Genomic DNA, 25,618 nt, shown 5'->3' with positions numbered 1-25,618 from the left:
TGGCGTGAGCAGGCCACCCACCCGGACGCGCGGCCGGACACCGGGGCGGGGCGGGCCGACGGCACGTCACATCCGCGACACGTTCCGCTCGTACACCAGCCGCAACCCCACCAAGGTCAACCACGGCTCATGCTCGTCGATCACGGACGACTCCCCCAGCACCATCGGCGCCAGTCCACCCGTGGCGATCACCGTCACCTCGTCCGGATCGTCCGCGAGCTCCCGGGCCATCCGGCTCACGACCCCGTCGACCTGCCCGGCGAAGCCGTACACGATCCCGGACTGCATCGCCTCGACCGTGTTCTTGCCGATCACACTCCGAGGCCGGGCCACCTCGATCTTCCGCAGCTGCGCCCCCTTCACGCCGAGCGCCTCCACGGAGATCTCGATCCCGGGTGCGATGACCCCACCGACGTACTCCCCGCGCGCGGACACCGCGTCGAACGTCGTCGCCGTACCGAAGTCCACGACGATCGCCGGTCCGCCGAACAGCTCGACGGCAGCCACCGCGTTGATGATCCGGTCCGCCCCGACCTCTTTGGGGTTGTCGGTGAGGATCGGCACCCCCGTCTTCACCCCGGGCTCGACCAGCACGGCCGGCACGTCGCCGTAGTACCGCCGCGTCACCTCACGCAGCTCGTGCAGCACGGACGGCACGGTCGCGCAGATCGCGATCCCGTCGATCCCGTCGCCCAGTTCGTCGCCGAGGAGCGGATGCATGCCCATCAGCCCCTGCAGCAGTACCGCCAGCTCGTCCGCCGTCCGGCGCGCGTCCGTGGAGATCCGCCAGTGCTCGACGATGTCCTCGCCGTCGAACAGTCCGAGGACGGTGTGCGTGTTGCCTACGTCGATCGTGAGGAGCATCGCGACTACTCCGCCTCGCGCAGATCGAGGCCGATGTCGAGGATCGGCGAGGAGTGGGTGAGCGCCCCGACGGCGAGGTAGTCGACCCCGGTGTCGGCGTACGCGCGCGCGTTGTCCAGCGTCAGCCGCCCGGAGGCCTCCAGCGCGGCCCGCCCGTGCACGACCGCGACCGCCTCCTCGCACTCCCCGGGCGTGAAGTTGTCCAGCAGGATCAGATCGGCGCCCGCGTCCACGACCTCCCGCAGCTGGTGCAGGGTGTCGACCTCGACCTCGATCGGCACGTCCGGGAAAGCCTTCCGTACGGCCTTGAAGGCCGGCGCGACGCCACCGGCGGCGACCACGTGGTTGTCCTTCACCAGCGCCGCGTCGGACAGCGACATCCGGTGGTTGACCCCGCCGCCGCACCGCACGGCGAACTTCTCCAGCGACCTGAGCCCCGGAGTCGTCTTCCGGGTGTCACGCACGCGTGCCTTGGTGCCTTCCAGTGCGTCCGCCCACGCGCGCGTGGCGGTCGCGATGCCCGAGAGCCGGCACAGCAGGTTGAGTGCGCTGCGCTCGGCGGTGAGGAGATCACGCGTGCGTGTGGTGACCGACAGGAGCTTCTGTCCGGCCTCCACCCGGTCACCGTCCTCCACGTGCCGCTCGACCTCGAACTCGTCCTCGCAGACCACCGAGACGACCGCCTCGGCGACCCGCAGGCCGGCCACGACGCCCGCCTCACGCGCGACGAAGTCGGCGGTGGCGACCGCGTCCTCGGGGATGGTCGCGACGGTCGTCACGTCCACGCCGTGGTCGAGGTCCTCCTGGATGGCGACGTTGGCGATGTCCTCGACCTCCACGGGGTCGAGACCGGCGTCGGCCAGGAGCTGCGCGAGCGCGGGGTCGAGTCCGCACTCCAGATATTCCTCGTGGAGACCGTCGGAGGCGGCGCCACAGGCGCAGCCGTCGCCGCAGCCGCCGGACGAGGCGAGGGGAAGGTCGTCGGTGCTCACTGCTGTCACTGCTCCTGAAGGGGCTGCCGGGTCGGGGGGAAGTCTGCGGTATCGGTGGTGTGCACGGCGAGGGTCCGGTCGGGATTGAGCCGTACGACGATGTGGCGGCGCCATGCCGTGTCGTCCCGGTCGGGCTCGTCCTCGCGCCAGTGGCAGCCGCGCGTCTCCTCGCGCTGCAGGGCGGCGGCGACCAGGACACGGGCCACGCACAGGAGGTTGGTGGCCTCCCAGGTGTCGACGCCGGGCTCGGCCGTCTTGCCGTTCTCGGCGAGGGCGTCGCGGGCGTCGGAATGCAGTTGCTGCAGGAGGCCGGCGGCCTTGGACAGGGACTCGCCCGAGCGCAGCACTCCCGCGCCCTGCGTCATGATCCGCTGGATCGCGAACCGCGCCTCGGGGGCGAGCAGGGGATGCGCGGGCCTCTCGGGCCGCTCGACGGGCGCGGGCACGCGCGCGTGGAGCCCGGCGCGGCTCGCCGCGATGTCGGCCACGATGCGCTCGGCGTAGACCAGTCCCTCCAACAGGGAGTTGGAGGCGAGCCGGTTCGCGCCGTGCACCCCGGTGCAGGCGACCTCGCCGCACGCGTACAGGCCCGGGACGGTCGTACGGCCACGGGAGTCGGTGCGCACGCCGCCGGAGGCGTAGTGGGCGGCCGGCGCGATCGGGATGGGCTCGGCGACCGGGTCGATGCCGTGGGCGCGGCAGGCGGCGAGGATCGTCGGGAAGCGGTGCTCCCACATGTCGGCGCCGAAGTGCCGGGCGTCGAGGAACATGTGCTCGGCGTCCTGCTCCTGCATGCGGCGCGTGATGGCCTTGGCGACGATGTCGCGGGGCGCCAGCTCGGCCAGTTCGTGCTGCCCGGCCATGAAGCGCACGCCGTCGGCGTCGACCAGGTGGGCGCCCTCGCCGCGCACGGCCTCGGAGACGAGCGGCTGCTGGCCCTCGGCGTCCGGGCCGAGGAAGAGCACGGTGGGGTGGAACTGCACGAATTCCAGGTCGCTGACCTCAGCGCCCGCGCGCAGGGCGAGCGCCACGCCGTCGCCCGTGGACACGGACGGATTGGTGGTCGCGGAGAACACCTGGCCCATGCCGCCGGTCGCGAGGACGACCGCGGGGGCGTGCACGGCACCCACGCCGTCGTGCTGGCCCTCGCCCATGACGTGGAGGGTGACGCCCGCCGTCCGGCCGTCGGCGTCGGTCAGCAGGTCGAGCACGAGCGCGTTCTCGATCGTGCGCAGGCCACGCGCGCGTACGGCCTCCACGAGCGCCCGGGAGATCTCCGCGCCGGTCGCGTCGCCGCCCGCGTGCGCGATCCGGCGCCGGTGGTGGCCGCCCTCGCGGGTGAGCTCCAGGTCGCCCGCCTCGGACTCGTCGAAGTGCGCGCCGGTCGCGATCAGGCGGCGTACGGCGTCGGGTCCCTCGGTGACGAGGATCCGTACGGCCTCCTCGTCGCACAGGCCCGCGCCCGCCACCAGCGTGTCGTCCAGGTGCTGTTCGGGGGTGTCGCCCTCGCCGAGGGCCGCGGCGATGCCGCCCTGCGCCCAGCGGGTGGAGCCGTCGTCGAGGCGGGCCTTGGTGACGACGACGGTCCTGAGGCCCTCGGCCTCGCAGCGCAGGGCCGCGGTCAGGCCCGCGACGCCGGAGCCGACGACTATGACGTCCGCGGCGATGGACCACCCGGGCGCGGGCGCGTGCAGTCGTATGCCTGTGCTGGTCACGAGGCGGCTCCGAAGGTCAGGGGGATGTTGTCGATCAGCCGGGTCGTCCCCACCCGGGCGGCGACCGCGAGGATGGCCTCGCCGGTGAAGTCGTCCTCGATCTCGCTGAAGTCGGACGGGTCGACGAGCGCGAGGTAGTCCAGGACGAGTGGCGGGTCCTGGCGCGCGGCGTCGTCCAGGATCAGGCGGGCCGCCGCGCGGACGGTCGAGGGCGTACCGGGAAGGGCTTTGGCGACGGCGTGCGCGTCGGCGGCCGCGCGGGACTCGCCGAGGGCGCTCAGTGCCTCGGCACGCGCGTGCGTGGCGGGCACTTCGCGGGCCCGCGCGCGCAGCGCCTCCTGTGCCGCGTGCCGGTCGCGGCCTGCGAACAGCGCGCGGGACAGGGCGAGCGCCGTGCGCCGCTCCTGCGGCTTGAGGTAGCGGTTGCGGCTGGACAGGGCCAGGCCGTCGTCCTCGCGCACCGTGGGCACGGCGACGATCTCGACGCCGAAGTTCAGGTCGCGCACCATCCGGCGGATCAGGGCGAGCTGCTGGGCGTCCTTCTGGCCGTAGAGGGCGATGTCGGGGCGGGTGAGGTGCAGCAGCTTGGCGACGACGGTGAGCATGCCGTCGAAGTGGCCGGGACGCGAGGCTCCCTCCAGGCGCTCTCCCATCGGGCCCGCGCTGATGCGCACCTGGGGCTCGCCGCCGGGGTAGACCTCGTCGACGGAGGGTGCGAAGACGGCGTCCGCGCCGGAATCCTCGGCGATCTTGAGGTCGGCGTCCAGGGTGCGCGGGTAGCGGTCGAGGTCCTCGCCCGCGCCGAACTGGAGGGGGTTCACGAAAACGGTGACGACGACCTCGCCGTCGGGTCCGGCGATCTCGCGCGCGGTGCGGATGAGGGTGGCGTGCCCCTCGTGCAGGGCGCCCATGGTCATCACGACGGCGCGGCGGCCCACGCGCGCGCGTGCGTGCAGTTCACCGGCGGTGCGCAGCAGGGTCGTGGTCATCGGGCGTCTCCCTCGGCGCTGTTGGTACCCGTGGCGAGTACCCCGAGGAGGTCCTCGGCGAGCTCCGGCTTCAGCAGTCCGTGTGCGAGCGCCCGGTCGGCGGTCGCGCGGGCCATCGCGAGATAGCCCGCGACGGTCTGCGGGGCGTGCCTGCGCAGCTCCGTGACGTGCGCGGCGACCGTGCCGGCGTCCCCGCGCGCGACGGGTCCGGTGAGGGCCGCGTCGCCGGAGCGCAGGGCGTTGTCGAGGGCGGCGCCGAGCAGCGGGCCGAGCATCCGGTCGGGGGCCGCGACACCGGCCGAGCGCAGCAGCTCCATGGCTTGGGCGACCAGCGTGACCAGGTGGTTGGCGCCGAGGGCGAGGGCCGCGTGGTACAGCGGCCGCTTCTCCTCGTCGATCCACTCGGGCTCGCCGCCCATCTCGATGACGAGGGCCTCCGCGGCCAGCCGCAGCTCCTCGGGGGCGGTGACGCCGAAGGAGCAGCCGGCCAGGCGCTGGACGTCCACGGGGGTGCCGGTGAAGGTCATCGCCGGGTGCAGGGCCAGTGGCAGCGCACCCGCGCGCAGGGCGGGGTCCAGGACCTTCGCGCCGTACCGCCCGGAGGTGTGCACGAGCAGCTGCCCCGGCCGCACGGCACCGGTCTCGGCGAGTCCCTCGACGAGACCGGGCAGCGTGTCGTCGGGGACGGTCAGCAGCACCAGGTCGGCGCGCCGCAAGACGTCCTCGGGGGTGACGACCGGCACGTCCGGGAGCATCAGCGCGGCCCGCCTCCTGGAGGCGTCGGAGACCCCGGAGACGGCCACCGGCCGGTGCCCGGCGAGTTGGAGGGACGCGGCGAGCGTCGGTCCCACCCGGCCGGCGCCGACGACGCCGACGGTGAGCCGCGCGGGGCGGTCCTTGTTGTCTGGCTGTTGGACTGTACTCACGCGACGGCGGCCTTCCCGTTCCAGTCCGCATCTGGGTACCGGACGATTTCTCGTCATGTTAACGCGATCGGTTCGAGGGGCGTCCGGTTGTCCACAGGCTGTGGGTTCTCGCGTGCGCCGGGGAGCGCGGAAATCCGTGGGCCCGCGGCCCGGGGGCAGGAGATGATCCGGGCATGAGTGACACAGCGGAGCAGAGCGCGGGGCAGGCGGCGGACGAGGCACGACCGGAGCAGGGCGCCGACGGGGTGCAACCGGAGCAGCTCACGGAGGCGGAACGGCTTCTGCGCCGCCGTGCACGGCGCATCAGCGCGTACCGGAGCGCGAAGCGCACGCTGGCACGCCTGGGGTTGCTCGCACCCCTCCGCGAGCGCCTGTCGCTGCTCGACGGGGCGGACACGCTCTACGACCTGGACGAGCCGTCCGACCTCTACGGGAACGGCATCGTCGAGGCCCTGGAGGAGAAGGTCGCAGGACTCCTCGGCAAGGAGGCCGCCGCTTTCTTCCCGACCGGCACGATGGCCCAGCAGGTGGCGCTGCGCTGCTGGGCGGGCCGCACCGGCAATCCCACCGTCGCCCTGCACGCCCTGGCCCATCCGGAGGTGTACGAGCGCGATGCCTTCCGGGAGGTCTCCGGTCTGCGCCCGGTCCATGTGACGAGCGAGCCGCGGCAGCCCACGGCCGACGAGATACGCGGCTTCGAGGAGCCCTTCGGGGCGCTGATGCTGGAACTGCCTCTCAGGGACGCCGGTTTCGTGCTGCCCACCTGGGAGGAGCTCACCGAGGTCGTGGAGGCGGCTCGCGAGCGCGACGCCGTGGTGCACTTCGACGGGGCGCGCCTGTGGGAGACCACCGTCCACTTCGGCCGCCCCCTGGCTGAGATCGCGGATCTCGCGGACAGCGTGTACGTGTCGTTCTACAAGTCCCTCCAGGCCTTCGGCGGGGCCGCACTCGCCGGCCCGAAGACCCTGATCGACGAGGCGAAGACCTGGCGGCACCGGTACGGCGGCGCGGTCTTCCAGCAGTTCCCGACCGTCCTGTCGGCCCTGGCCGGACTGGAGCGGGAACTGCCCGGGCTGCCCGAGTACGTCACCCACGCGCGCGTGGTGGCCGCCGCGCTGCGCGAGGGGTTCGCGGAGGCCGGGGTGCCGTGGGCGCGGGTCCACCCCGAGGTGCCGCACACCTTCGATTTCCAGGTCTGGCTGCCGTACGGCGTCGACGAGCTCTCCGAGGCGGCGATCCGGCAGTCGGAGGAGACGGGGACGGCCCTGTTCATCCATCCCTGGGACGAGAAGGGCCCCGGCCTGTCCATGACCGAGGTCAACGTCCGTGGTGCGGCCCTGGAGTGGACGGCGGCGGACGTGAAGACGGCGGCCGCGGACTTCGTCGCCCGGCTGGGGCAGGTCAGCGGCTAGCGGGTCGGCGTTCGCGCGCGACCCGCGCGCCCTGGGTGCCGGGAGCCGGCGGGACGGGGCTGCCGAGACCCCAGGCTGCGCCGCAAACGACAGCCGCGTCGCGTCGATTGACGACCGCCGTCAATCGAGGACGGCGTTGTCAGTGGCGAGGTGCACCATGAGGTCATGAGCGTGCGCATCGACATCGCGGGGCTGCGGCCGGAGAGGGTCGCCGTCGTGCCCTCGCCCCTGGCCGAGCTCGGCATGGCGCTGCACGCGCTGGCCGAGCCGGGCCACCATCCGGGGCTGCAGGCCTGGGTGACCGGCGTGACCGCCCGGCTCGACCCGCATCTGGCCGACCGGATGTGCGAGGCGGACTTCCTGTGGCGGACGACGTTCTCGGACCTGTTCATGCCCTTCGCCGGCATCGCGGGCCGGACCACGCTCCCCGGGGCCTGCATCGCCGAGGATCTGGACCTGCTCGACAAGCTGACGGACGAACAGTTCGTGGACGCGGCGCTGGAGTTCACCTGCGCGCTGCCGTATTCCTCGCACGGCCCCAGTGTGCTCTCCGACGGCGCGTTGCACCGGCGTGCCCTGGAGCTGGCCGCGGCCCGCGGACCGCAGCAGGTGGGGTTCGCCGAGCGGCTGCTGGCCGGCCCGCCGCGGATCCGGGCCTGGTTCCGGCAGTTCGTGGAGGACTGCGACGAGGCGTTCTTCGCGGACACCTGGGCGCGCCTGCGCCCCCAACTCGCGGCGGACGCCCGCCACAAGACGGACCTGCTGCGCCGCAAGGGCCTCGCGGAGGCCCTCACCGCGGTGTCGCCGGCGGTCACGCTCGACGAGGCGGAGGGCCGCATCACGGTCGACAAGCTGGGCATCGGACACAGCGCCACGGCGGAGGGCGGTCTGCTGCTGATCCCCACGAGCCTGGGTCGGCCGCACCTGAGCGTCCTGCACCGGTACGGCTGGCAACCCGCCCTGCACTACCCCGTCGGCTCCCCCGAGCTCGCCTCCCCGCCTTCGGTCGAGCAGCTGACCCTGCGGCTGACCGCACTCTCCCACCCCGTCCGGATGCGACTGTGCCGCCATCTGGCCCGCAGCGCCTGCACCACGAGCGAACTCGCCCAGGTGCACGGCATGACGGCCCCGGAGATATCCCGGCACCTGAGCGTCCTGAAGAAGGCGGCCCTGATCAACACCCGCCGCCGCGGCCGGTACGTCCTGCACCAGCTGGACGTCACCGTGGTGGCGCGGCTCGGCAGCGACTTCCTCGAAGGAATATTGAGGTAGCCCGACCGGGGCCGTGCCTCAGCCGTGCCCGCCCGCGCGTACCAATCCCGTCTCGTAGGCGAGGACCACCACCTGCACCCGGTCCCTGAGGCCCAGCTTGGTCAGGATGCGGCCGACATGGGTCTTCACCGTCGCCTCGGACAGCACCAGCCGGGCCGCGATCTCGCCGTTGGAGAGCCCCTGTGCGACCAGCACCATGACCTCGCGCTCGCGGCCGGTGAGCCGCTCCAGCTCCTTGTGCTGGGGCTCCTTGCCGGTGGCGGGCAGCATGGGCGCGAACCGGTCGAGCAGGCGCCGGGTCGTCGAGGGGGCGACCACGGCGTCGCCGCTGTGCACGGAGCGGATCGCGGTGAGCAGTTCGCCGGGCGGCACGTCCTTGAGCATGAAGCCGGAGGCCCCCGCCTTCAGCCCGGAGAAGGCGTACTCGTCCAGGTCGAAGGTGGTCAGGATCAGCACCTTCGGCGGTTCGGGCTCCGAGCAGATGCGGCGGGTGGCCTCCACACCGTCGAGCTTCGGCATGCGGACGTCCATCAGGACGACGTCCACGGCGGTCGAGCGCAGCACCTGGAGTGCCTCCACGCCGTCCCCCGCCTCCGCGACGACCTCCATGTCCGGCTGGGCTGCGAGCACCATCCGGAACCCGGTGCGCAGCAGCACCTGGTCATCGACGAGCATCACGCGGATCGTCATCGGGCCTCTTCCGTTTCCTCGGGGTCGTACGGCAGGTCGCCAGGGGGCGTGACAGGTGTCAACAGGGGGCGTGCGTCGGCGTCAATGCGCTGGTTTGAGCGGCAGCAGCGCACTGATGCGGAATCCTCCGCCGGGGCGGGGACCCGCGTCCAGGGTGCCGCCGACCATGCCGACGCGCTCGCGCATGCCGATCAGTCCGTGGCCCGCGCCGTCGGCGCCGCCCTCCTCGTACAGCTCATGCGGAGCGCCCTTGCCGTCGTCCTCGACGAGCAGGCCGAGGCCGTCGTCGAAGTAGACCAGGCGCACGCTCGCGCCCGCGTTCGGGCCGCCGTGCTTGCGCGTGTTGGTGAGCGCCTCCTGCACGATGCGGTACGCCGTGAGCTCGACGCCGCTGGGCAGCGGGCGCGGGGTGCCCTCGATCTTGAAGTCGACGGGGAGGCCGGAACCGCGGCACTGCTCGACGAGGTCCTCGATCTGTTCGACGTCGGGCTGCGGAACGTACTCGCCGCCCTCCTGGTGCTCGCCGGTGCGCAGCACGCCCAGCAGGCGGCGCATCTCGGCGAGGGCCTGGCGGCCGGTGGAGGAGATGGTCTCCAGTGCCTTCTTGGCCTGGTCGGGCGCGGCGTCGAGGACATAGGCGGCGCCGTCGGCCTGGACGACCATGACGGACACGTTGTGGGCGACGACGTCGTGCAGCTCGCGGGCGATGCGGGCGCGCTCGGCTGCGACGGCGACCTTCGCCTGCGCCTCACGCTCCTTCTCCAGGCGGGCGTTGCGCTCCTCCAGCTGCGCGAAGTAGGCGCGCCGGGTGCGGATCGAGTCGCCGAGCACCCAGGCCAGGGCGAACGGGACGGTCTGGAAGATCATGAGGGCGACGTTGCCGAGGCCGCTGGTGTTCTCGTTCCACCAGCGCATCTGTGCCAAGGGAGCCGCGCACAGGCCGACCGTCAACGCCAGCCGGGAGGCCCATCGGGCGCCCGTGGCGGCCACCGTGTAGACGATCACCAGGAAGGCGAAGTCGGCGCTCGTGGTCTCCACGTCCAGCGCGAGCTGCACCACGCCGAGCCCGATGGCCAACAGCAGCATGCGCTCCGGCATGCGCCTGCGCAGCGCTATCGCCAGGCACAACAGCAGGACGATCGGAACGATCGCCAACGGGGGCTCAGCCCCTCGGGACTCCCCACGGGCGGTTTCGCTCGCGAGCGATATCCCGAACAGGAGGACGGCCCAGAAGACGTCGACCCCTGTCGGGTGCCTGCGGAGGAAGTCATAGAGGCGTTGCACGTAACCCAGCGTAGGGAAGCGTGATGTGTGCAGGGGTCAACCGGAGGACCGATCCGTACCGCCCGCGCGTACTCCCCAAGGTGGAGGCCCCCTTCCCCCGTGCGCCTAGCCTGACGGCGTGACCGATGACACGACGGCCTGGCCGACGGGCGACTGGAGCGGCTGGCGGGCCGCCACCGAGGCCGCCCTCTACGGCCCTGACGGCTTCTACCGCAGGTCGGAGGGCCCGGCCGGGCACTTCCGTACGTCCGTGCACGCCTCGCCGTTGTTCGCCGAGGCCGTGGCCCTGCTCCTGTGCCGCGTCGACGAGGCGCTCGGGCGGCCCGCACGGCTCGACTTCGTCGACATGGCCGCGGGGCGGGGCGAGCTGGCCACCGGCGTCCTCGCCGCCCTGCCCGCCGACGTGGCCGCCCGCACGCGCGCGTACGCGGTCGAGCTCGCCGACCGCCCCGAGGCCCTCGATCACCGGGTCGAGTGGCTGACCGGGCCCCCGAAGAACATCACCGGGCTGCTGTTCGCCAACGAATGGCTGGACAACGTACCCGTGGAGATCGCCGAGACGGACTCCACGGGCGTCCCACGACATGTGCTCGTACGGCGGGACGGTCGCGAGCGTCTCGGGGAGCCGGTCGCCGGTGCGGAGGCCGAGTGGCTGGACCGGTGGTGGCCACTGCCGCCCGAGGAGGGGCTGCGGGCCGAGATCGGCCTGCCCCGGGACGAGGCGTGGGCGTCGGCGGTCGCCGCGGTGGAGCGGGGGCTCGCGGTCGCCGTCGACTACACGCACACGGCATCCTCACGCCCCCTGTTCGGGACACTCACCGGTTTCCGTGCAGGGCGCGAGACGGCACCCGTACCGGACGGGTCATGCGACCTCACGGCCCATGTGGCGCTGGACGCGTGCGCGCTCCCCGGAGGGCGCGTGCTGACCCAACGCGACGCGTTGCGCGCCCTGGGCATCGAGGGCGCACGCCCCTCGCTCACGCTCGCGTCCACGCGGCCCGCGGAATACGTACGCGCCCTCGCGCGTGCCGGAGAGGCCGCCGAGCTCACCGCGGCGGGTGGCCTCGGTGACTTCGGCTGGCTGCTCCAGCCCGTGGGCCTGTCCGCCGGAGTTCCGGACGCACCCCTCGACGGGCCGCTCGCCGACCTACTTGTCGATGTCCCCGACCACGAAGAACAGTGATCCCAGGATCGCCACCATGTCCGCGACCAGCGTGCCCGGCAGCAGTTCGACCAGGGCCTGGATGTTGTTGTACGAGGCCGAGCGCAGCTTCAGCCGGTACGGGGTCTTCTCGCCCTTGCTGACGAGGTAGTAGCCGTTGATGCCGAGCGGGTTCTCGGTCCAGGCGTACGTGTGCCCCTCGGGCGCCTTGAGGACCTTGGGGAGCCGCTGGTTGATCGGTCCGGGCGGCAGCTCGGCGAGCCGGTCCAGGCAGGCGTCGGCGAGGTCGAGGGCGTTGTGGGTCTGCTCCAGGAGGACCTCGAAGCGGGCGAGGCAGTCGCCCTCCTCGCGCGTGACCACCTTCAGCGTGTCCTGGAGCTCTCCGTAGCCGAGGTACGGCTCGTCGCGGCGCAGGTCGAAGTCGACGCCCGACGCACGCGCGATGGGCCCGCTGACGCCGTACGCGTGGACGGCCTGGGGCGCGAGGACGCCCACGTCCCGGGTGCGACCCCGGAAGATCTCGTTGCCGAGCACCAGGTCGTCGAAGCGGTCCATGCGCGAGCGCACGGCGGAGACGGCGGCACGCGCGCGCGTGGACCAGCCGGCCGGCAGGTCCTCCTTGAGGCCGCCGACGCGGTTGAACATGTAGTGCATCCGGCCGCCGGAGACCTCCTCCATGACGTTCTGGAGAACCTCCCGCTCCCGGAACGCGTAGAAGACAGGGGTGATGCCGCCGAGTTCCAGCGGATACGAGCCCAGGAACATCAGGTGGTTCAGCACCCGGTTGAGCTCGGCGAGCAGCGTGCGCGTCCACACCGCGCGCGTGGGGACCTCCATGCCGAGCATCCGCTCCACGGCGAGGACCACGCCCAGCTCGTTGGAGAAGGCCGACAGCCAGTCGTGGCGGTTGGCGAGCATGATGATCTGGCGGTAGTCGCGCGCCTCGAAGAGCTTCTCCGCACCGCGGTGCATGTAGCCGATCACCGGCTCCGCGCTCATGATGCGCTCGCCGTCCAGGACGAGCCTCAGGCGCAGCACACCATGGGTGGACGGGTGCTGCGGTCCGATGTTGAGCACCATGTCGGTGCTCTCCGTGGCGCCGCCGATGCCGACCGTGGTCTCCGTCGTAGGAGTCATGGACACAGTCTCTCCTACGTACGCTGGCCCCATGGAGACGGGGAGCGGGCAGAACACTGAGGTCGCCGACGACGAACCGGTGTGGACCGGGCTGCCGCCGGGGCTGCTGCGGATGCGACTGCTGTTGCTGGTGGTGTGGCTGGGACTGCTCGCCGTGGTCCTGGGGCTGCTGCTCGGGCTGCTGTGCGGGCCCGCGTGGGCGGCCTTCGCGCTGCTGCCGCTCGCCCTCATCGGCTGGGGCTGGGTGATGCTCGGCCGCAACTGGCGCTCCTGGCGCTACGCCGAGCGCGCCGACGACCTGCTGATCAGCCGGGGTGTGATGTGGCGCGAGGAGACCGTCGTGCCGTACGGCCGCATGCAGCTGGTCGAGGTCACCTCCGGGCCCGTGGAACGGCACTTCGGGCTGGCCAGCGTCCAGCTGCACACGGCGGCCGCGGCGACCGACGCGACCATCCCCGGCCTCGACCCGGCCGAGGCGGAGCGGCTGCGCGACCGGCTCACCGAACTCGGCGAGGCCCGATCGGCGGGCCTGTGACCGCGCCGGGCGTCGACGACGCCGTACAGGAGAAGCCGGAGAAGGAACCCGTCACCGAGCGGCGGCTGCATCCCATAACGCCCCTCAGGCGGGCGTGGGCGCCGGTCGCGGTCGTCATCGGATGGGCCGTGCACGACCCCGACCAGACGCAGCGCCAGCTGACCCGGCTGACGACCACCACGCTGCTGATCGCGCTCGCCGTCGTCGTCCCGGCCGCCGCCCTGTACGGCTTTCTCACCTGGTGGTTCACCCACTTCGCGGTGACCGACACGGAACTGCGCATCCGGACCGGGCTGTTGTTCCGGCGCACCGCGCACATCCGGCTCGAGCGGATCCAGGCGATCGACGTCACCCAGCCGCTCCTCGCGCGCGTGGCGGGCGTCGCGAAGCTCAGGCTCGATGTCGTGGGCACCGACAAGAAGGACGAACTGGCCTTCCTCGGGGAGCGCGAGGCGCGGGCCCTGCGCGCGGAACTCCTCGCGCGCGCCGCCGGGTTCGCTCCCGAGACCGCGCACGAGGTGGGTGAGGCTCCGGCGCGCGAGCTGCTGCACACGCCCCCTCGCGATCTCGCGCTCTCCCTCGTGCTGACGGGCGCCACCTGGGGCAGCCTGGTCGCCGCCCTCGTCGTACCACCGCTGCTGTGGATGGCCACCCACAGCGTCTGGACGGTCCTCGCGACCGCCCTGCCGCTGCTCGGCGCCGCGGGCGCGAGCAGCGTGGGACGCTTCGTCACGGAGTACGACTGGACGGTCGGCGAGTCCCCGGACGGGCTGCGCATCGACCACGGTCTCCTGGACCGCACCCACGAGACGGTGCCGCCGGGGCGGGTGCAGACCGTACGGATCGTGGAGCCGCTGCTGTGGCGGCGGCGCGGCTGGGTCCGGGTCGAACTGGACGTGGCCGGTTCGTCCAACTCCGTGCTGGTGCCGGTCGCTCCCCGCGAGGTCGCCGAGGCGGTCGTCGCGCGCGTGCTGCCCGGCGTGACCGTGCCGCCGCTGTCGCGGCCCCCGCGGCGGGCCGGCCGGTGCGTGCCCGTGTGGTGGCGCGGCTACGGACTCGCCGTCACCGACTCGGTGTTCGCGGCACGCCAGGGGCTGCTGCGGCGGAGCCTGGCGCTCGTCCCGCACGCCAAGGTCCAGAGCGTGCGGCTCACGCAAGGGCCCTGGGAGCGGCTGTGGCGGGTCGCCGATGTCCATGTGGACACAGGGGCGAACAAGACCGTCACGGCCCGCCTGAGGGACGCCCAGGAGGCCGCGGAGCTGCTCAAGTCGCAGGCGGAGAGGTCGCGGACGGGACGGAAAGGGGCACGGCCCGACCGCTGGATGGTCTGACCGTGCCCCTGGTGAGCAGCTGTGCGTCCATCAGGAGACCGCGCTGCGCAGTCCCTTCAGGTCGATCTGTTCCGTCTCGTCGTGGGCGGTCAGGTCGATGACCTGGCCGACGCCCCGCGAGCCCTCGTCGGCCGGCTTGAACTCCGCCTCCGACTCGGCCTTGTGCAGGGCGAGGGCCTCCTGGCCGACGACGTCGGCGAGGTCCTCGTTCTGCACGGCCTCCAGGGCGTCCCGCGAGGTACCCGCCTTCGTACCGAAGAAGTCGAACCCGCCCTCGATCCGCGGGCGCCGCACGGGAGCCGCGGGCACGACCGCGACCGCGGTCGGCGCGATGAAGTGCCCGGCGGGCCGCTGCTGCGGCTGGGCGGCTCTGCCCGTGGTGGTGGCGGCCGCGTGCTCATGCCCGTCGACCGCCTCGGGCTTCCCCTGCGCTTCGTCCTCCTGCGCGGCCTCCGCCTGGGTGCCGACGGCGTCCGCCGCGCCGGAAGCCGCGTTCACCGGCTGGCCTTTGGAGCCGGCCTTGACCTTGGGATCGGGCTTGGGCCCGCTCTTCGCGGCACCCTTGGGCTCCGGCTCGTCCTCCGGCTCGTCCTCTTGCTCGGCCTTCGTCTTGGTGGCCCCGTCGCCGTCCGCGTCGAGCCGCTTCAGCGCCGCGCTCGCCCGCAGGAACAGCCGGGACCCCTCCGGAGAGAAGATCGCGGGCCGCTCCGGAGTCACCTCCGAGGCCTCCGAAGCCTCGGAGACGTCGGTCTCCACCTCGGTCTCCACCTCGGTCTCCACCTCGACCGCGGCCTCGGACTCGTCCTCGGCAACCACCGCCACGGCCTCCGCGTCGGCCTGCGCCGCCGGCAGCGCACGCGCCGGGGCGGCCTCTATCTCCAGCAGCCGGCGCCCCTCCAGGGCGCTCGCCCGCTCGGTCTCCGCCGTGGCGTACCGCCGCAGCAGTGCCGCGTGTTCGTTGCGCAGCCCCGCCAGCTCCGTCCGCTTCGCCCGCAGCCGCTGCTCCAGCTTGACGCGCAGCTCGCGCGACTCCTCGAGATCGGTCTCGAGTTCGGCGACCCGCTCCTCGTGCCGCCACTCGTCGCCGGCACGCGCGCGCGTGAGGTCCGCGACCTGCTTGCCCGCCTGCGCGTCCCACCGGCGCATGACGGCCGCCCCCACGACGGCGACCGCCGCGGCGAACGCGGCTATCACGCGCAGCACGGCCTCTTGCGAGAACACCCAGGGGCCGAAGGCACAGACGAGGGAGACGCCAGCGATCGCCGACGGAGGCAGCAGCCTGTGCAAGGGCGGGGAATGGCGGTGACGTCCACGTGGCATGGCCAGAAACTTACCGCGCGTAGGCGAATCGTGGTGCCACGCCCCGTAAAAACACAGCCACCTCGTTGCCTTCACACGACATCAGGAATCGGAGCGGCCGCCGAATTCGGCGTATTGATCACTCACCGATCACTCATCGATCGCTGATCACCGGACAGCAGCCCGCTCATCCACTCCAAGGTCGCCGGGATCTCCCGCCGCCAGGTGGTGAAGTTGTGCCCGCCGCTTTCGAGGATGATCGACGAGATCCGAGTCGTTTCCGTCGCCTTCACCCGCTCTATGAACTTCAGGGTGTCCTTGTAGTTCTTCTCGCCCACCTTGCTGCTGCTGACGAGCAGTGAGGTGTCCGGCGCGCTCAGGTGCTTGAGGCACCACCACAGGTTCGCGCGGTTGCGCAGCGCCTTGTCGCCCTGGAAGAGGTCGCCCGTGGTGGGGTCGACGGGCGCGTTGTAGTACGGGGACAGGCCCGCCCCGGCGACGTACACCTTGGGGTGGTGCATGGCGAGCTTCAGCGCGCAGTAGCCGCCCGTGGAGTCCCCGATGATTCCCCAGTTCCCCAGCTCCTTGCCCACCCTGTAGTGCTCGTTGATCGCTTTCGGAAGGTCCTTCGCGAAGAACGTCTCGGTCTGCGGACCGCCCGGAACGTCCGCGCACTCGGTGTCCCGCGGCGGTGCCACGGTCGGCCGCAGCATCACGAGGATCATCGGCTGCATACGGCCGCTCTTGGTGAGTTCCAGAGCTGTGCGCGGATAGTGGAGTTTGTCCACCAGCGCCCGCGCGGTGCCCGGATAACCGGTGAGTACGACGGCGGCGGGGAAGGTACGCGTTCGATAGCGCTCCTGGAAATACTCCGGCGGGAGATAGACGTACGCGGGGCTGGCGATGTGGGACTTGGGGCCGACGATGTCGACCGTCTGGACCTGACCGGCCAACGACGGCCGAGAGCCGCCCTTGCCGGGCACGTCCCCTATCTCCGTCACCGTCAGGGGCCCGCTCGACCGTTGGCCCGGGTTGTGGTCGACCACCACGCCCTGGTCGGTCTCCTGCCCGAACAGGTCGGCCCAGGAGGCGTAGAACCCGAAGGCCTGGTTCGCGGCGAGTCCTACCGCTACGAAGATCAGGACCTGCGTCGTGAGCAGCAGTCCGATACGGCCGCTGACGGGCCGCCAACCCGGGCGCGCCAACCGTGGCCAGAGCCACACCGTGCCGGCGAACAGCGCCACTGCGGACAGGACCGCCGGCACCAGCGTGTTGTTGCTCAAGAGACCCATTGCTTGCTTTCGCTTTCCTCGGCCTTTGAAACGGCTTTGAGGAGATGAGTGAACCTCTCCTCACGAGACACCGTCCTAGAGGGCGCAATGTCGCCGGATGCCCGAATCGGGGCTCCGGATCCAGAGTCACTCGCAGAACCATGGGATGCGATGTCTGTCAGGACAGATGAGGAAATGTCGGGCGGGGTTCCGATCCGATCAACACGGCTGCGGCGTGCACTGCACGGACCGCGCCCCGAGGCCGTCCCCGTCCTCGTCGCCAGAGCCTGCGCCCTCGTAGGTCTTCTGGACATCGCCGCCGGCGTCTTTCCGCGCTTCCGGCACAGTCGTATGCACACCATGGCCGAGGTACTGCCCGGCGCGCTCGGCCCGTTCGCGGCCGCGCTCTCGCTCAGCACCGGCGTGCTGTTGCTGCTGCTCGCCCACGGCCTCAGGCGCCGCAAGCGCCGGGCCTGGCGGGCGGCCGTGGCACTGCTGCCGGCGGGTGCGCTGGCGCAGTTCACGTACCGCCACTCACTCGTCGGGGCGGCCATCTCACTCGCCCTGCTCGCGCCGCTGCTGCGCCACCGCGACCAGTTCAGGGCGCTGCCCGACCCGCGCAGCCGCTGGCGCGCGCTCGCCAACTTCGTCCTCATGGGCGCCGGTTCCCTCGTCCTCGGGCTGATCATCGTCAGCGTCCACCCGAACCGCATGGTCGGGAACCCGAGCCTGGCCGATCGCATCACGCACGTCCTGTACGGCCTCTTCGGCTTCGAGGGCCCCGTCGACTACCAGGGCGACACCTCGTGGACCGTCGGCGCCTCCCTGGGCGCCCTGGGTCTGCTCACGGCGATCACCACGATCTACCTCGCCTTCCGCCCCGAGCACCCGGCCGCCCACCTCACGGAAGAGGACGAGAGCCGTCTGCGGGCCCTGCTGGCCAAGCACGGCGGCCGTGACTCCCTCGGTCACTTCGCGCTGCGCCGCGACAAGGCCGTCGTCTTCTCCCCCAGCGGCAAGGCGGCCGTGACCTACCGCGTCGTCTCCGGCGTGATGCTCGCCAGCGGCGACCCGATCGGTGACGTCGAGGCCTGGCCGGGCGCGATCGAGCGCTTCATGGACGAGGCCCAGGCGCACTCCTGGACGCCCGCCGTCATGGGCTGTTCCGAGACCGGCGGCGAGGTGTGGACCCGCGAGACCGGCCTGGACGCCCTCGAACTGGGCGACGAGGCGGTGGTGGACGTCGCGGATTTCTCGCTCGCCGGCCGCGCGATGCGCAATGTGCGCCAGATGGTCAAGCGCATCGAGCGGGCCGGTTACGAGACCCGGGTGCGGCGCGTCCGTGACCTCGGGGAGACCGAGCTGGAGCGCGTGCGGCAGGCCGCCGACGACTGGCGCGGCACGGACACCGAGCGCGGCTTCTCGATGGCCCTGGGCCGCATCGGCGACCTCGCCGACGGCGACTGCCTCATCGCCACCGCCCACAAGGCGGACGGGCAGCCCGGTCCCTACGGCGATCTGAAGGCGATCCTGCACTTCGTTCCGTGGGGCACGGACGGCGTCTCCCTGGACCTGATGCGGCGAGACCGCTCGGCGGACCCCGGCATGAACGAACTGCTGATCGTGGCCGCCCTCCAGGCGGCCCCGAAACTCGACATCACGCGCGTGTCACTCAACTTCGCCATGTTCCGCGCGGCGCTGGCACGCGGCGAGAAGATCGGCGCGGGTCCGGTGCTGCGCGCCTGGCGGGGTCTGCTGGTCTTCCTGTCCCGCTGGTTCCAGATCGAGTCCCTGTACAAGTTCAACGCCAAGTTCCAGCCCCGCTGGGAACCCCGTTTCGTCGTCTACCGGGCCTCCGGCGACCTCCCGCGCATCGGCTTCGCCGCCATGCAGGCGGAGGGCTTCGTCAATCTCGCCCTCCCGTTGCCGCGCTTCCTGCGCCGCCGCTCGCACACCGCACGCGTGTGTGCCCACGCGGTCGCGGAGCGGGACGTCAGAGCGGCCTGAGCCACAGGCCGCGCGGTCCCGCCGCTGCACGCTGGGCCTAGGCTGAACGCATGAGCAAGCAGAGCGGACGCGGGTACGTCGCCGGGCTTCCGGAATGGGACCGCTGCGCGGTCATGGGAGTCGTGAACGTCACCCCCGACTCCTTCTCCGACGGCGGCCGCTGGTTCGACACCACGGCCGCCGTCAAGCACGGCCTCGCCCTCGTCGAGGAGGGTGCCGACCTCGTCGACGTCGGCGGCGAGTCCACCCGCCCCGGAGCCACCCGGGTGGATGAGGACGAGGAGCTCCGGCGCGTCATCCCTGTCGTCCGCGGCCTCGCCTCCGAAGGCGTCACCGTCTCGGTCGACACCATGCGCGCCTCCGTCGCCGAACAGGCCCTCGCCGCCGGCGCGGCCCTCGTCAACGACGTCAGCGGCGGCCTCGCCGACCCCGCGATGATCCCGGTCGTCGCCGACGCGAGCGCCCCCTTCGTCGTCATGCACTGGCGCGGCTTCCTGGAGGGCGGCAACGTCAAGGGCGTCTACGCCGACGTCGTCGCCGAGGTCGTCGACGAGCTCCACGCGCGTGTGGACGCCGTCCTCGCGGGCGGCGTCTCTCCCGACCGTGTCGTCGTCGACCCGGGCCTCGGCTTCTCCAAGGACGCCGAGCACGACCTGGTCCTCCTCTCCCACCTCGACCGCCTTCTCCGCCTCGGCCACCCCCTCCTCGTCGCCGCCTCCCGCAAGCGGTTCCTCGGCCGTGTCCTCGCCGGTCCGAAAGGCGCCCCGCCGCCCGCCCGCGAGCGCGATGCCGCCACGGCCGCCGTCTCCGCCCTCGCGGCGCACGCCGGCGCGTGGGCGGTGCGCGTGCACGAGGTGCGCGCGACGGCGGACGCGGTACGGGTCGCCCGCGCCGTGGAAGGAGCCCGGTGAGCGCCCCCCACACCGACGTGGAACAGGTGGAAGCCGCCAACACCGCCTTCTACGAGGCGCTGGAGCGCGGTGACTTCGAGGAGCTGTCCTCGTTCTGGCTCACCCCTGCCGACCTGGGCGTCGACGAGGAGTACCACGACCCGGCCGACGTCGGCGTGGTCTCCTGCGTGCATCCCGGCTGGCCCGTGCTGACCGGCCGCGGCGAGGTCCTCAGGTCGTACGCGCTGATCATGGCGAACACGGACTACATCCAGTTCTTCCTCACGGACGTGCACGTCTCCGTGACCGGCGACACCGCCCTGGTGACGTGCACCGAGAACATCCTCAGCGGCGGCCCGGCGCCCGAGGGCGGCGAGGAGCTCGGACCGCTCGTCGGCCAGCTGGTGGTCGCCACGAACGTGTTCCGCCGCACCCCCGAGGGCTGGAAGATGTGGTCCCACCACGCCTCTCCGGTGCTGGCCGAGAACGACGAGGACGAGGACGGGGAAACCCCTTCCTGAACCCGTCGAACCAATAAGTGGTTGGAATCACGAACCCCTGGGTATGGGCGGCTACCAACCCGTGAGCCGCCGGGTTCCCCAGGGGAAACACACGGTGAAACCTGCGGACCCCGGCCCCGGCCCGCGCCCCCGTGGCCCGGCCCCGTCCGTGCTCGCAGGTAGATTCGTTCGAGACCGGTGTACCGCCCGCACACGGTACGGACCGGCCGTCACCGACGATTGCAGGAGTGATTCGCGTGGATCGTGTCGCGCTGCGCGGCCTGAAGGCCCGCGGGCACCACGGTGTGTTCCCCAAGGAGCGCGAGGAGGGCCAGACCTTCATCGTGGACATCGTCCTGGGACTGGACACCCGGCCGGCTGCCGCCGACGACGACCTGACGAAGACCGTGCACTACGGCATCGTGGCGGAGGAGGTCGTGGCCGTCGTCGAGGGCGAACCCGTCAACCTCATCGAGACGCTCGCCGAGCGCATCGCCCAGGCCTGTCTGAAGCACGAAGGGGTAGAGGAGGTCGAGGTCAGGGTCCACAAACCCGACGCACCGATCACCGTGCCCTTCGACGACGTGACCGTCACCATCACCCGGAGCCGAGTATGACCGCGTCCTTCGCCGCGGGTCACAGCGACCCGACCGTACAGCCGGTGCCCGCCTCCGTCGTGCAGCAGGTGGACGCCGCCGACACCACCCTCCACAACCCGAAGCGGGCCGTGCTCTCCCTCGGTTCCAACCTCGGCAACCGCCTGGAGACCCTCCAGGGGGCCATCGACGCCCTGGAGGACACGCCCGGCGTCCGCATCAAGGCCGTCTCCCCCGTCTACGAGACGCAGCCGTGGGGCGTGGCGGCCGACAGCCAGCCGTCGTACTTCAACGCGGTCGTCGTGCTGAAGACCACGCTCCCCCCGTCCTCCCTGCTGGAGCGGGCGCACGCGGTCGAGGAGGCCTTCAACCGGGTGCGGGACGAGCGCTGGGGCCCGCGCACCCTCGACGTCGACATCGTCGCGTACGCCGAGGTGGTCTCCGACGATCCGGTCCTCACCCTGCCCCACCCCCGCGCCCATGAGCGCGCTTTCGTGCTCGTCCCCTGGCACGACGTGGAACCCGAGGCCCAGTTGCCCGGCCGCGGCCCGGTCGCCGAACTCCTCGACACCGTCACGCGAAACGGCGTGGAACCCCGCAAGGACCTGGAACTCCAGCTGCCCGAATAGCCGTTAAGGTCAAGACGACCACAGTCCGTGGGACCGCCCAAGGACCTCGGGGGAGCTGAAGGGGCACCGTGAGAGAGCTGCGCATCAGGTTGCTGGCCGGCGTGTTCGCCGTGGCCGGCATCCTGTCCTGGGCGGGCGCCCGCCTGTGGAATTCGGTCGGGACCCTGCCCAGCGTCCCGCTGGCCGCCCCCATCGTTCTCGCCCTGATCGCCGTGGTCCTCATGGCCACGGCGCTCTCCATCCGCGCCCGCCTGAAGGCCCAGCGCGAGCGCGTCCCCGAGGCGAAGGGCGTCGACCCGCTGATGGCCGCCCGCGCGGTCGTCTTCGGCCAGGCCAGCGCCCTGGTCGCCGCCCTCGTCTCCGGCATGTACGGCGGCACCGGCGTCTTCCTCCTGGAATCCCTCGACATCCCCGCCCGCCGCGATCAGGCCATCTACGCCGGCTTCTCGGTCCTGGCCGGGATCGCGGTGATAGCGGCGGCCATCTTCCTGGAGCGCGTGTGCAAGCTTCCGGAGGACGACGACCGGAACACGGGCGCCGCGTCGACTGCGTGAGGCCCGAAACAGAGGCCCGTTAAACAAAGGCCCGAGAACAGCCGGACCGGTCAGCGCGCCATGATGAGGCTCATCGCCTCGTTGCGCGTCGCCGCGTCCCGCAGCTGACCGCGCACGGCCGACGTGAGCGTCTTCGCACCGGGTTTGCGGATGCCCCGCATGGACATGCACATGTGCTCGCACTCCACGACGACGATCACGCCACGCGGCTCCAGGATCTCCATCAGGGAATCCGCTATCTGCGTGGTGAGCCGTTCCTGCACCTGCGGCCGGCGAGCATAGACGTCCACGAGCCGGGCCAGTTTCGACAACCCCGTGATCTTGCCCGTGGTGGCCGGGATGTACCCGACATGGGCGACGCCCCGGAACGGCACCAGGTGGTGCTCACAGGTCGAGTACACCTCGATGTCCTTCACGAGCACCATCTCGTCGTGCCCCAGGTCGAACGTCGTGGTCAGCACGTCCTCGGGCCTCTGCCACAGCCCCGCGAATATCTCCCTGTACGACCGGGCCACCCGCGCCGGAGTCTCCCGCAGGCCCTCTCGGTCCGGGTCCTCCCCGACCGCGATCAGCAGCTCGCGGATGGCGTTCTCGGCGCGCTTCTCGTCGAATTCGCCGATGGAGCCCTCGCCGTCCAGCGTCACGGGGTCGGTCATCTGGTGCCTCGTTCCTAGAGTCCCTCACGGCCGAAAACGCCGCGCCCCCCAGGCTAAAACCTGGGGGGCGCGGCATCCATTCCGGGTCCGGTGAGGTCACCGGGGCGGGACGGGTGAGCGTCAGCTCTCGGGGCGCTCCTCGGGAACCGGGTCCGTGACCGGCTCTGACGAGGTGGCCTTGGCGGTGGTGATCGCCGGGCCCGCGCCGTTGGCGCCGTTCGTCAGTGCGAGCTCCTTGGGGGAGAGCACCGGCGGACGGGTGGAGGGCGTGCGGCGGGAGGAGCCGGTCCAGGCCGGCCGCGGGGGACGCTTGACGATGGGAGCGAAGATCTCGGCGATCTGCTCCTTGTTCAGCGTCTCCTTCTCCAGCAGCTGGAGCACCAGCTGATCGAGGACGTCGCGGTTCTCGACCAGGATCTCCCAGGCCTCGTTGTGCGCGGTCTCGATGAGCTTCTTGACCTCTTCGTCGACCAGCGCGGCGACCTCTTCCGAGTAGTCACGCGGGTGCGACATCTCACGTCCGAGGAACGGCTCGGTGTTGTCGCCGCCGAACTTGATGGCGCCCAGACGCTCGGTCATGCCGTACTGCGTGACCATCGCGCGGGCGGTCGCCGTGGCCTTCTCGATGTCGTTCGCGGCGCCGGTGGTCGGGTCGTGGAAGACCAGTTCCTCGGCAGCGCGGCCGCCCAGCATGTAGGCGAGCTGGTCGAGCATCTCGTTGCGCGTGGTCGAGTACTTGTCCTCGTCCGGCAGGACCATCGTGTAGCCCAGAGCACGGCCTCTCGAGAGGATCGTGATCTTGTGGACCGGATCGGAGTTCGGGGAGGCCGCCGCGACCAGGGCGTGTCCGCCCTCGTGGTACGCGGTGATCTTCTTTTCCTTGTCCGACATGATCCGGGTCCGCTTCTGCGGGCCCGCCACGACGCGGTCGATCGCCTCGTCCAGCATGTGGTTGTCGATGAGCTTCTTGTTGCTGCGCGCCGTGAGGAGCGCCGCTTCGTTCAGCACGTTCGACAGGTCCGCGCCGGTGAAGCCCGGGGTGCGGCGGGCGACGGCCGAGAGGTCGACGTCCGGAGCGACCGGCTTGCCCTTCTGGTGGACCTTGAGGATCTCCAGACGGCCCTGCATGTCCGGTCGGTCGACCGCGATCTGGCGGTCGAAGCGGCCGGGGCGCAGGAGGGCCGGGTCGAGGATGTCGGGCCGGTTCGTCGCGGCGATGAGAATCACACCGCCCTTGACGTCGAAGCCGTCCATCTCGACGAGCAACTGGTTCAGCGTCTGCTCGCGCTCGTCGTGACCGCCGCCGAGGCCGGCGCCGCGATGGCGGCCGACCGCGTCGATCTCGTCGACGAAGACGATCGCCGGGGCGTTCGCCTTGGCCTGCTCGAAGAGGTCACGGACTCGGGAGGCACCGACACCGACGAACATCTCGACGAAGTCGGAACCCGAGATCGAGTAGAAGGGGACACCGGCCTCGCCCGCGACGGCGCGCGCGAGCAGGGTCTTGCCGGTGCCGGGAGGGCCGTACAGCAGTACGCCCTTGGGGATCTTGGCCCCGACCGCCTGGAACTTCGCCGGTTCCTGGAGGAACTCCTTGATCTCCTGGAGCTCCTCGACCGCCTCGTCCGAGCCTGCGACGTCCGAGAACGTCGTCTTCGGGGTGTCCTTGGTGATGAGCTTCGCCTTGGACTTCCCGAAGTTCATGACCCGGGAGCCGCCGCCCTGCATCTGATTCATCAGGAACAGGAAGACGACCACGATGAGGACGAAGGGGAGCAGGGAGAGCAGGATCCCGACGAAGGCGTTCTGCTTCGTCGGCGAGACGGTGTACCCGTCGGGGATCTGCTTGTCCTGGTACTTGGTCTGCAGCGTGTTGGCGATGGTCACGCCCTGGTCGCCGATGTAGCTCGCTTGGATCTTCGAGCTGCCCTCGACCTTTTCGCCGTCCTTGAGCTGCACCTTGATGGTGTTCTCGTCGCCGGTGGTCAGCTTGGCTTGTTCGACCTTGTTGTCATTGATCGCCTGGACGACCTGGCCGGTGTCCACCGTCTTGTAGCCACCGGACGAGCCGACGACCTGCATCAACACGACCACGGCAAGGACGGCCAGCACGATCCACATGACCGGCCCACGGAAGTATCGCTTCACGTCCATCCATACGGAGCGGTGCCGCCCCGTCCCTCCTGCCATAGTGAGTTTGATAAGACAGTTCTTCTGACGGTACCCCAGCATTGTGGGCCGAAGCCGCACGGGAGGGCTTCACGAACCCGTCTGCATGCTCCAACGGCGCGAAACCCGCTGGGGTTCCCGATCGTCTTACAGGGCTTGAGCCGTCTGGCTCAGCCGCCGTAGACGTGGGGCGCGAGCGTACCGACGAACGGGAGGTTGCGGTACTTCTCGGCGTAGTCGAGACCGTAGCCGACGACGAACTCGTTGGGGATGTCGAAGCCGACCCACTCGACGTCGATGGCGACCTTGGCGGCGTCCGGCTTGCGCAGCAGGGTGCACACCTTGAGCGACTCCGGCTCGCGGGAGCCCAGGTTGGACAGCAGCCAGGACAGCGTCAGGCCGGAGTCGATGATGTCCTCGACGATCAGGACGTGCTTGCCCTTGATGTCGGTGTCGAGGTCCTTGAGGATCCGCACCACGCCGGAGGACTGGGTGCCCGCGCCGTAGGAGGACACGGCCATCCAGTCCATCGTGACAGGGGTGGACAACGCCCGGGCGAGGTCGGCCATGACCATCACCGCGCCCTTGAGGACGCCGACGATCAGCAGGTCCTTGCCCGCGTACTCCGCGTCGATCTTCGCGGCGAGCTCCACGAGCTTCGCGTCGATCTCTTCCTTGGTGATGAGTACCTCTTTGAGGTCGGCACCCATGTCTTTCGCGTCCACCGCATCACTTTCG

General features: G+C 71.2%; 24 protein-coding genes. 11 read left to right on the top strand and 13 right to left on the bottom strand.

Features of this window, described 5'->3' with window-relative positions; translation table 11 throughout:
* Positions 1-66: 66 nt before the first annotated feature.
* From QF027_RS27855 to QF027_RS27835, 5 genes are read right to left on the bottom strand one after another with little or no spacing between them, the layout of a single operon-like run.
* The gene (locus QF027_RS27855) at positions 67-864 is read right to left on the bottom strand and encodes a type III pantothenate kinase (RefSeq protein ID WP_307077806.1); all 798 of its coding nucleotides are present in this window, start codon (positions 862-864) and stop codon (positions 67-69) included.
* A 5-nt stretch (positions 865-869) separates the two neighbouring features.
* A complete protein-coding gene (nadC, locus tag QF027_RS27850) occupies positions 870-1,856 on the bottom strand; it encodes a carboxylating nicotinate-nucleotide diphosphorylase (RefSeq protein ID WP_307077804.1) in 987 nt (328 codons plus the stop codon).
* 5 nt (positions 1,857-1,861) lie between these two features.
* Complete coding sequence (locus tag QF027_RS27845) at positions 1,862-3,571, bottom strand: L-aspartate oxidase (protein ID WP_306978034.1); 1,710 nt, start codon at positions 3,569-3,571, stop codon at positions 1,862-1,864.
* Positions 3,568-4,560, bottom strand: a complete 993-nt coding sequence (gene panC / locus QF027_RS27840) for a pantoate--beta-alanine ligase (RefSeq protein WP_306978036.1) — start codon at positions 4,558-4,560, stop codon at positions 3,568-3,570. Before panC ends, QF027_RS27845 begins: the two co-directional genes overlap by 4 nt.
* Positions 4,557-5,486 carry a Rossmann-like and DUF2520 domain-containing protein gene (locus tag QF027_RS27835; RefSeq protein ID WP_306978038.1) on the bottom strand — a complete coding sequence of 310 codons (930 nt, stop codon included), beginning with the start codon at positions 5,484-5,486 and terminating at the stop codon, positions 4,557-4,559. Before QF027_RS27835 ends, panC begins: the two co-directional genes overlap by 4 nt.
* 173 nt (positions 5,487-5,659) lie before the next feature.
* Between QF027_RS27835 and QF027_RS27830 the strand changes: the two genes are divergently transcribed.
* Positions 5,660-6,898, top strand: coding sequence for a threonine aldolase family protein (locus tag QF027_RS27830; protein WP_306978040.1), 1,239 nt, complete (start codon positions 5,660-5,662; stop codon positions 6,896-6,898).
* A 165-nt stretch (positions 6,899-7,063) separates the two neighbouring features.
* Positions 7,064-8,170 carry a DUF5937 family protein gene (locus tag QF027_RS27825; protein WP_307077802.1) on the top strand — a complete coding sequence of 369 codons (1,107 nt, stop codon included), beginning with the start codon at positions 7,064-7,066 and terminating at the stop codon, positions 8,168-8,170.
* A gap of 18 nt (positions 8,171-8,188) precedes the next feature.
* On the opposite strand, the gene QF027_RS27820 is transcribed toward QF027_RS27825, so the two are convergent.
* Positions 8,189-8,860 carry a response regulator transcription factor gene (locus QF027_RS27820; protein WP_057612434.1) on the bottom strand — a complete coding sequence of 224 codons (672 nt, stop codon included), beginning with the start codon at positions 8,858-8,860 and terminating at the stop codon, positions 8,189-8,191.
* 81 nt (positions 8,861-8,941) lie between these two features.
* Positions 8,942-10,144 carry a sensor histidine kinase gene (locus QF027_RS27815; protein WP_306978045.1) on the bottom strand — a complete coding sequence of 401 codons (1,203 nt, stop codon included), beginning with the start codon at positions 10,142-10,144 and terminating at the stop codon, positions 8,942-8,944.
* A 118-nt stretch (positions 10,145-10,262) separates the two neighbouring features.
* On the opposite strand from QF027_RS27815, the gene QF027_RS27810 reads away from it, so the two are divergent.
* Positions 10,263-11,327, top strand: coding sequence for an SAM-dependent methyltransferase (locus QF027_RS27810; RefSeq protein WP_307077801.1), 1,065 nt, complete (start codon positions 10,263-10,265; stop codon positions 11,325-11,327).
* Here QF027_RS27810 and QF027_RS27805 read toward each other — a convergent pair.
* The gene (locus QF027_RS27805) at positions 11,292-12,443 is read right to left on the bottom strand and encodes an NADH-quinone oxidoreductase subunit D (RefSeq protein WP_307077800.1); all 1,152 of its coding nucleotides are present in this window, start codon (positions 12,441-12,443) and stop codon (positions 11,292-11,294) included. The two genes, QF027_RS27810 and QF027_RS27805, sit on opposite strands and share 36 nt — an antisense overlap.
* A gap of 31 nt (positions 12,444-12,474) precedes the next feature.
* Between QF027_RS27805 and QF027_RS27800 the strand changes: the two genes are divergently transcribed.
* Positions 12,475-12,978, top strand: a complete 504-nt coding sequence (locus tag QF027_RS27800) for a PH domain-containing protein (RefSeq protein WP_307077798.1) — start codon at positions 12,475-12,477, stop codon at positions 12,976-12,978.
* The gene (locus QF027_RS27795) at positions 12,975-14,309 is read left to right on the top strand and encodes a PH domain-containing protein (RefSeq protein ID WP_307077796.1); all 1,335 of its coding nucleotides are present in this window, start codon (positions 12,975-12,977) and stop codon (positions 14,307-14,309) included. Before QF027_RS27800 ends, QF027_RS27795 begins: the two co-directional genes overlap by 4 nt.
* A 30-nt stretch (positions 14,310-14,339) precedes the next feature.
* Here QF027_RS27795 and QF027_RS27790 read toward each other — a convergent pair whose 3' ends face one another.
* On the bottom strand, positions 14,340-15,629 hold the full coding sequence (locus QF027_RS27790) for a hypothetical protein (protein WP_307077793.1): 1,290 nt from the start codon (positions 15,627-15,629) through the stop codon (positions 14,340-14,342).
* A gap of 122 nt (positions 15,630-15,751) precedes the next feature.
* Complete coding sequence (locus tag QF027_RS27785; RefSeq protein WP_307077791.1) at positions 15,752-16,900, bottom strand: alpha/beta hydrolase; 1,149 nt, start codon at positions 16,898-16,900, stop codon at positions 15,752-15,754.
* Between the two features lie 174 nt (positions 16,901-17,074).
* On the opposite strand from QF027_RS27785, the gene QF027_RS27780 reads away from it, so the two are divergent.
* The 6 genes from QF027_RS27780 (at position 17,075) to QF027_RS27755 (ending at position 22,055) form a co-directional block, all read left to right on the top strand.
* The gene (locus QF027_RS27780; protein WP_306978061.1) at positions 17,075-18,886 is read left to right on the top strand and encodes a phosphatidylglycerol lysyltransferase domain-containing protein; all 1,812 of its coding nucleotides are present in this window, start codon (positions 17,075-17,077) and stop codon (positions 18,884-18,886) included.
* A 50-nt stretch (positions 18,887-18,936) separates the two neighbouring features.
* On the top strand, positions 18,937-19,797 hold the full coding sequence (gene folP, locus QF027_RS27775; protein ID WP_306978063.1) for a dihydropteroate synthase: 861 nt from the start codon (positions 18,937-18,939) through the stop codon (positions 19,795-19,797).
* Positions 19,794-20,297: a nuclear transport factor 2 family protein gene (locus QF027_RS27770; RefSeq protein ID WP_280863326.1), complete on the top strand. Its 504-nt coding sequence runs from the start codon at positions 19,794-19,796 to the stop codon at positions 20,295-20,297. The genes folP and QF027_RS27770 overlap by 4 nt, the downstream gene beginning before the upstream one ends.
* 236 nt (positions 20,298-20,533) lie before the next feature.
* The gene (folB, locus tag QF027_RS27765) at positions 20,534-20,893 is read left to right on the top strand and encodes a dihydroneopterin aldolase (protein ID WP_057612423.1); all 360 of its coding nucleotides are present in this window, start codon (positions 20,534-20,536) and stop codon (positions 20,891-20,893) included.
* A complete protein-coding gene (gene folK, locus QF027_RS27760; RefSeq protein ID WP_266561212.1) occupies positions 20,890-21,501 on the top strand; it encodes a 2-amino-4-hydroxy-6-hydroxymethyldihydropteridine diphosphokinase in 612 nt (203 codons plus the stop codon). Before folB ends, folK begins: the two co-directional genes overlap by 4 nt.
* Positions 21,502-21,569: 68 nt before the next feature.
* Entirely contained in the window at positions 21,570-22,055 is a 486-nt protein-coding gene (locus QF027_RS27755; protein WP_266561214.1) for a DUF3180 domain-containing protein, read from the top strand.
* 50 nt (positions 22,056-22,105) lie between these two features.
* On the opposite strand, the gene folE is transcribed toward QF027_RS27755, so the two are convergent.
* From folE to hpt, 3 genes are all read right to left on the bottom strand, one after another.
* Positions 22,106-22,711 carry a GTP cyclohydrolase I FolE gene (gene folE / locus QF027_RS27750; RefSeq protein WP_306978068.1) on the bottom strand — a complete coding sequence of 202 codons (606 nt, stop codon included), beginning with the start codon at positions 22,709-22,711 and terminating at the stop codon, positions 22,106-22,108.
* Between the two features lie 120 nt (positions 22,712-22,831).
* Positions 22,832-24,865 carry an ATP-dependent zinc metalloprotease FtsH gene (ftsH, locus tag QF027_RS27745; RefSeq protein WP_306986592.1) on the bottom strand — a complete coding sequence of 678 codons (2,034 nt, stop codon included), beginning with the start codon at positions 24,863-24,865 and terminating at the stop codon, positions 22,832-22,834.
* 185 nt (positions 24,866-25,050) lie between these two features.
* Positions 25,051-25,590 carry a hypoxanthine phosphoribosyltransferase gene (gene hpt / locus QF027_RS27740; RefSeq protein ID WP_266518604.1) on the bottom strand — a complete coding sequence of 180 codons (540 nt, stop codon included), beginning with the start codon at positions 25,588-25,590 and terminating at the stop codon, positions 25,051-25,053.
* Positions 25,591-25,618: the final 28 nt, after the last annotated feature.

It is taken from the genome of Streptomyces canus (assembly GCF_030816965.1).
GTDB classification, from domain to species: Bacteria; Actinomycetota; Actinomycetes; order Streptomycetales; family Streptomycetaceae; genus Streptomyces; species Streptomyces canus_E.
This window is presented reverse-complemented; position numbering and strand designations above follow the sequence as displayed.

Coding starts and splice junctions, on each gene's coding strand:
- folP (WP_306978063.1), top strand. CDS start 18,937: ATGAGCAAGCAGAGCGGACGCGGGTACGTCGCCGGGCTTCCGGAATGG.
- QF027_RS27820 (WP_057612434.1), bottom strand. CDS start 8,860: ATGACGATCCGCGTGATGCTCGTCGATGACCAGGTGCTGCTGCGCACC.
- hpt (WP_266518604.1), bottom strand. CDS start 25,590: ATGGGTGCCGACCTCAAAGAGGTACTCATCACCAAGGAAGAGATCGAC.
- QF027_RS27830 (WP_306978040.1), top strand. CDS start 5,660: ATGAGTGACACAGCGGAGCAGAGCGCGGGGCAGGCGGCGGACGAGGCA.
- QF027_RS27800 (WP_307077798.1), top strand. CDS start 12,475: ATGGAGACGGGGAGCGGGCAGAACACTGAGGTCGCCGACGACGAACCG.
- ftsH (WP_306986592.1), bottom strand. CDS start 24,865: ATGGACGTGAAGCGATACTTCCGTGGGCCGGTCATGTGGATCGTGCTG.
- QF027_RS27780 (WP_306978061.1), top strand. CDS start 17,075: ATGTCGGGCGGGGTTCCGATCCGATCAACACGGCTGCGGCGTGCACTG.
- panC (WP_306978036.1), bottom strand. CDS start 4,560: ATGACCACGACCCTGCTGCGCACCGCCGGTGAACTGCACGCACGCGCG.
- QF027_RS27825 (WP_307077802.1), top strand. CDS start 7,064: ATGAGCGTGCGCATCGACATCGCGGGGCTGCGGCCGGAGAGGGTCGCC.
- QF027_RS27790 (WP_307077793.1), bottom strand. CDS start 15,629: ATGCCACGTGGACGTCACCGCCATTCCCCGCCCTTGCACAGGCTGCTG.
- folE (WP_306978068.1), bottom strand. CDS start 22,711: ATGACCGACCCCGTGACGCTGGACGGCGAGGGCTCCATCGGCGAATTC.
- QF027_RS27785 (WP_307077791.1), bottom strand. CDS start 16,900: ATGGGTCTCTTGAGCAACAACACGCTGGTGCCGGCGGTCCTGTCCGCA.
- QF027_RS27855 (WP_307077806.1), bottom strand. CDS start 864: ATGCTCCTCACGATCGACGTAGGCAACACGCACACCGTCCTCGGACTG.
- folK (WP_266561212.1), top strand. CDS start 20,890: ATGACCGCGTCCTTCGCCGCGGGTCACAGCGACCCGACCGTACAGCCG.
- QF027_RS27805 (WP_307077800.1), bottom strand. CDS start 12,443: ATGACTCCTACGACGGAGACCACGGTCGGCATCGGCGGCGCCACGGAG.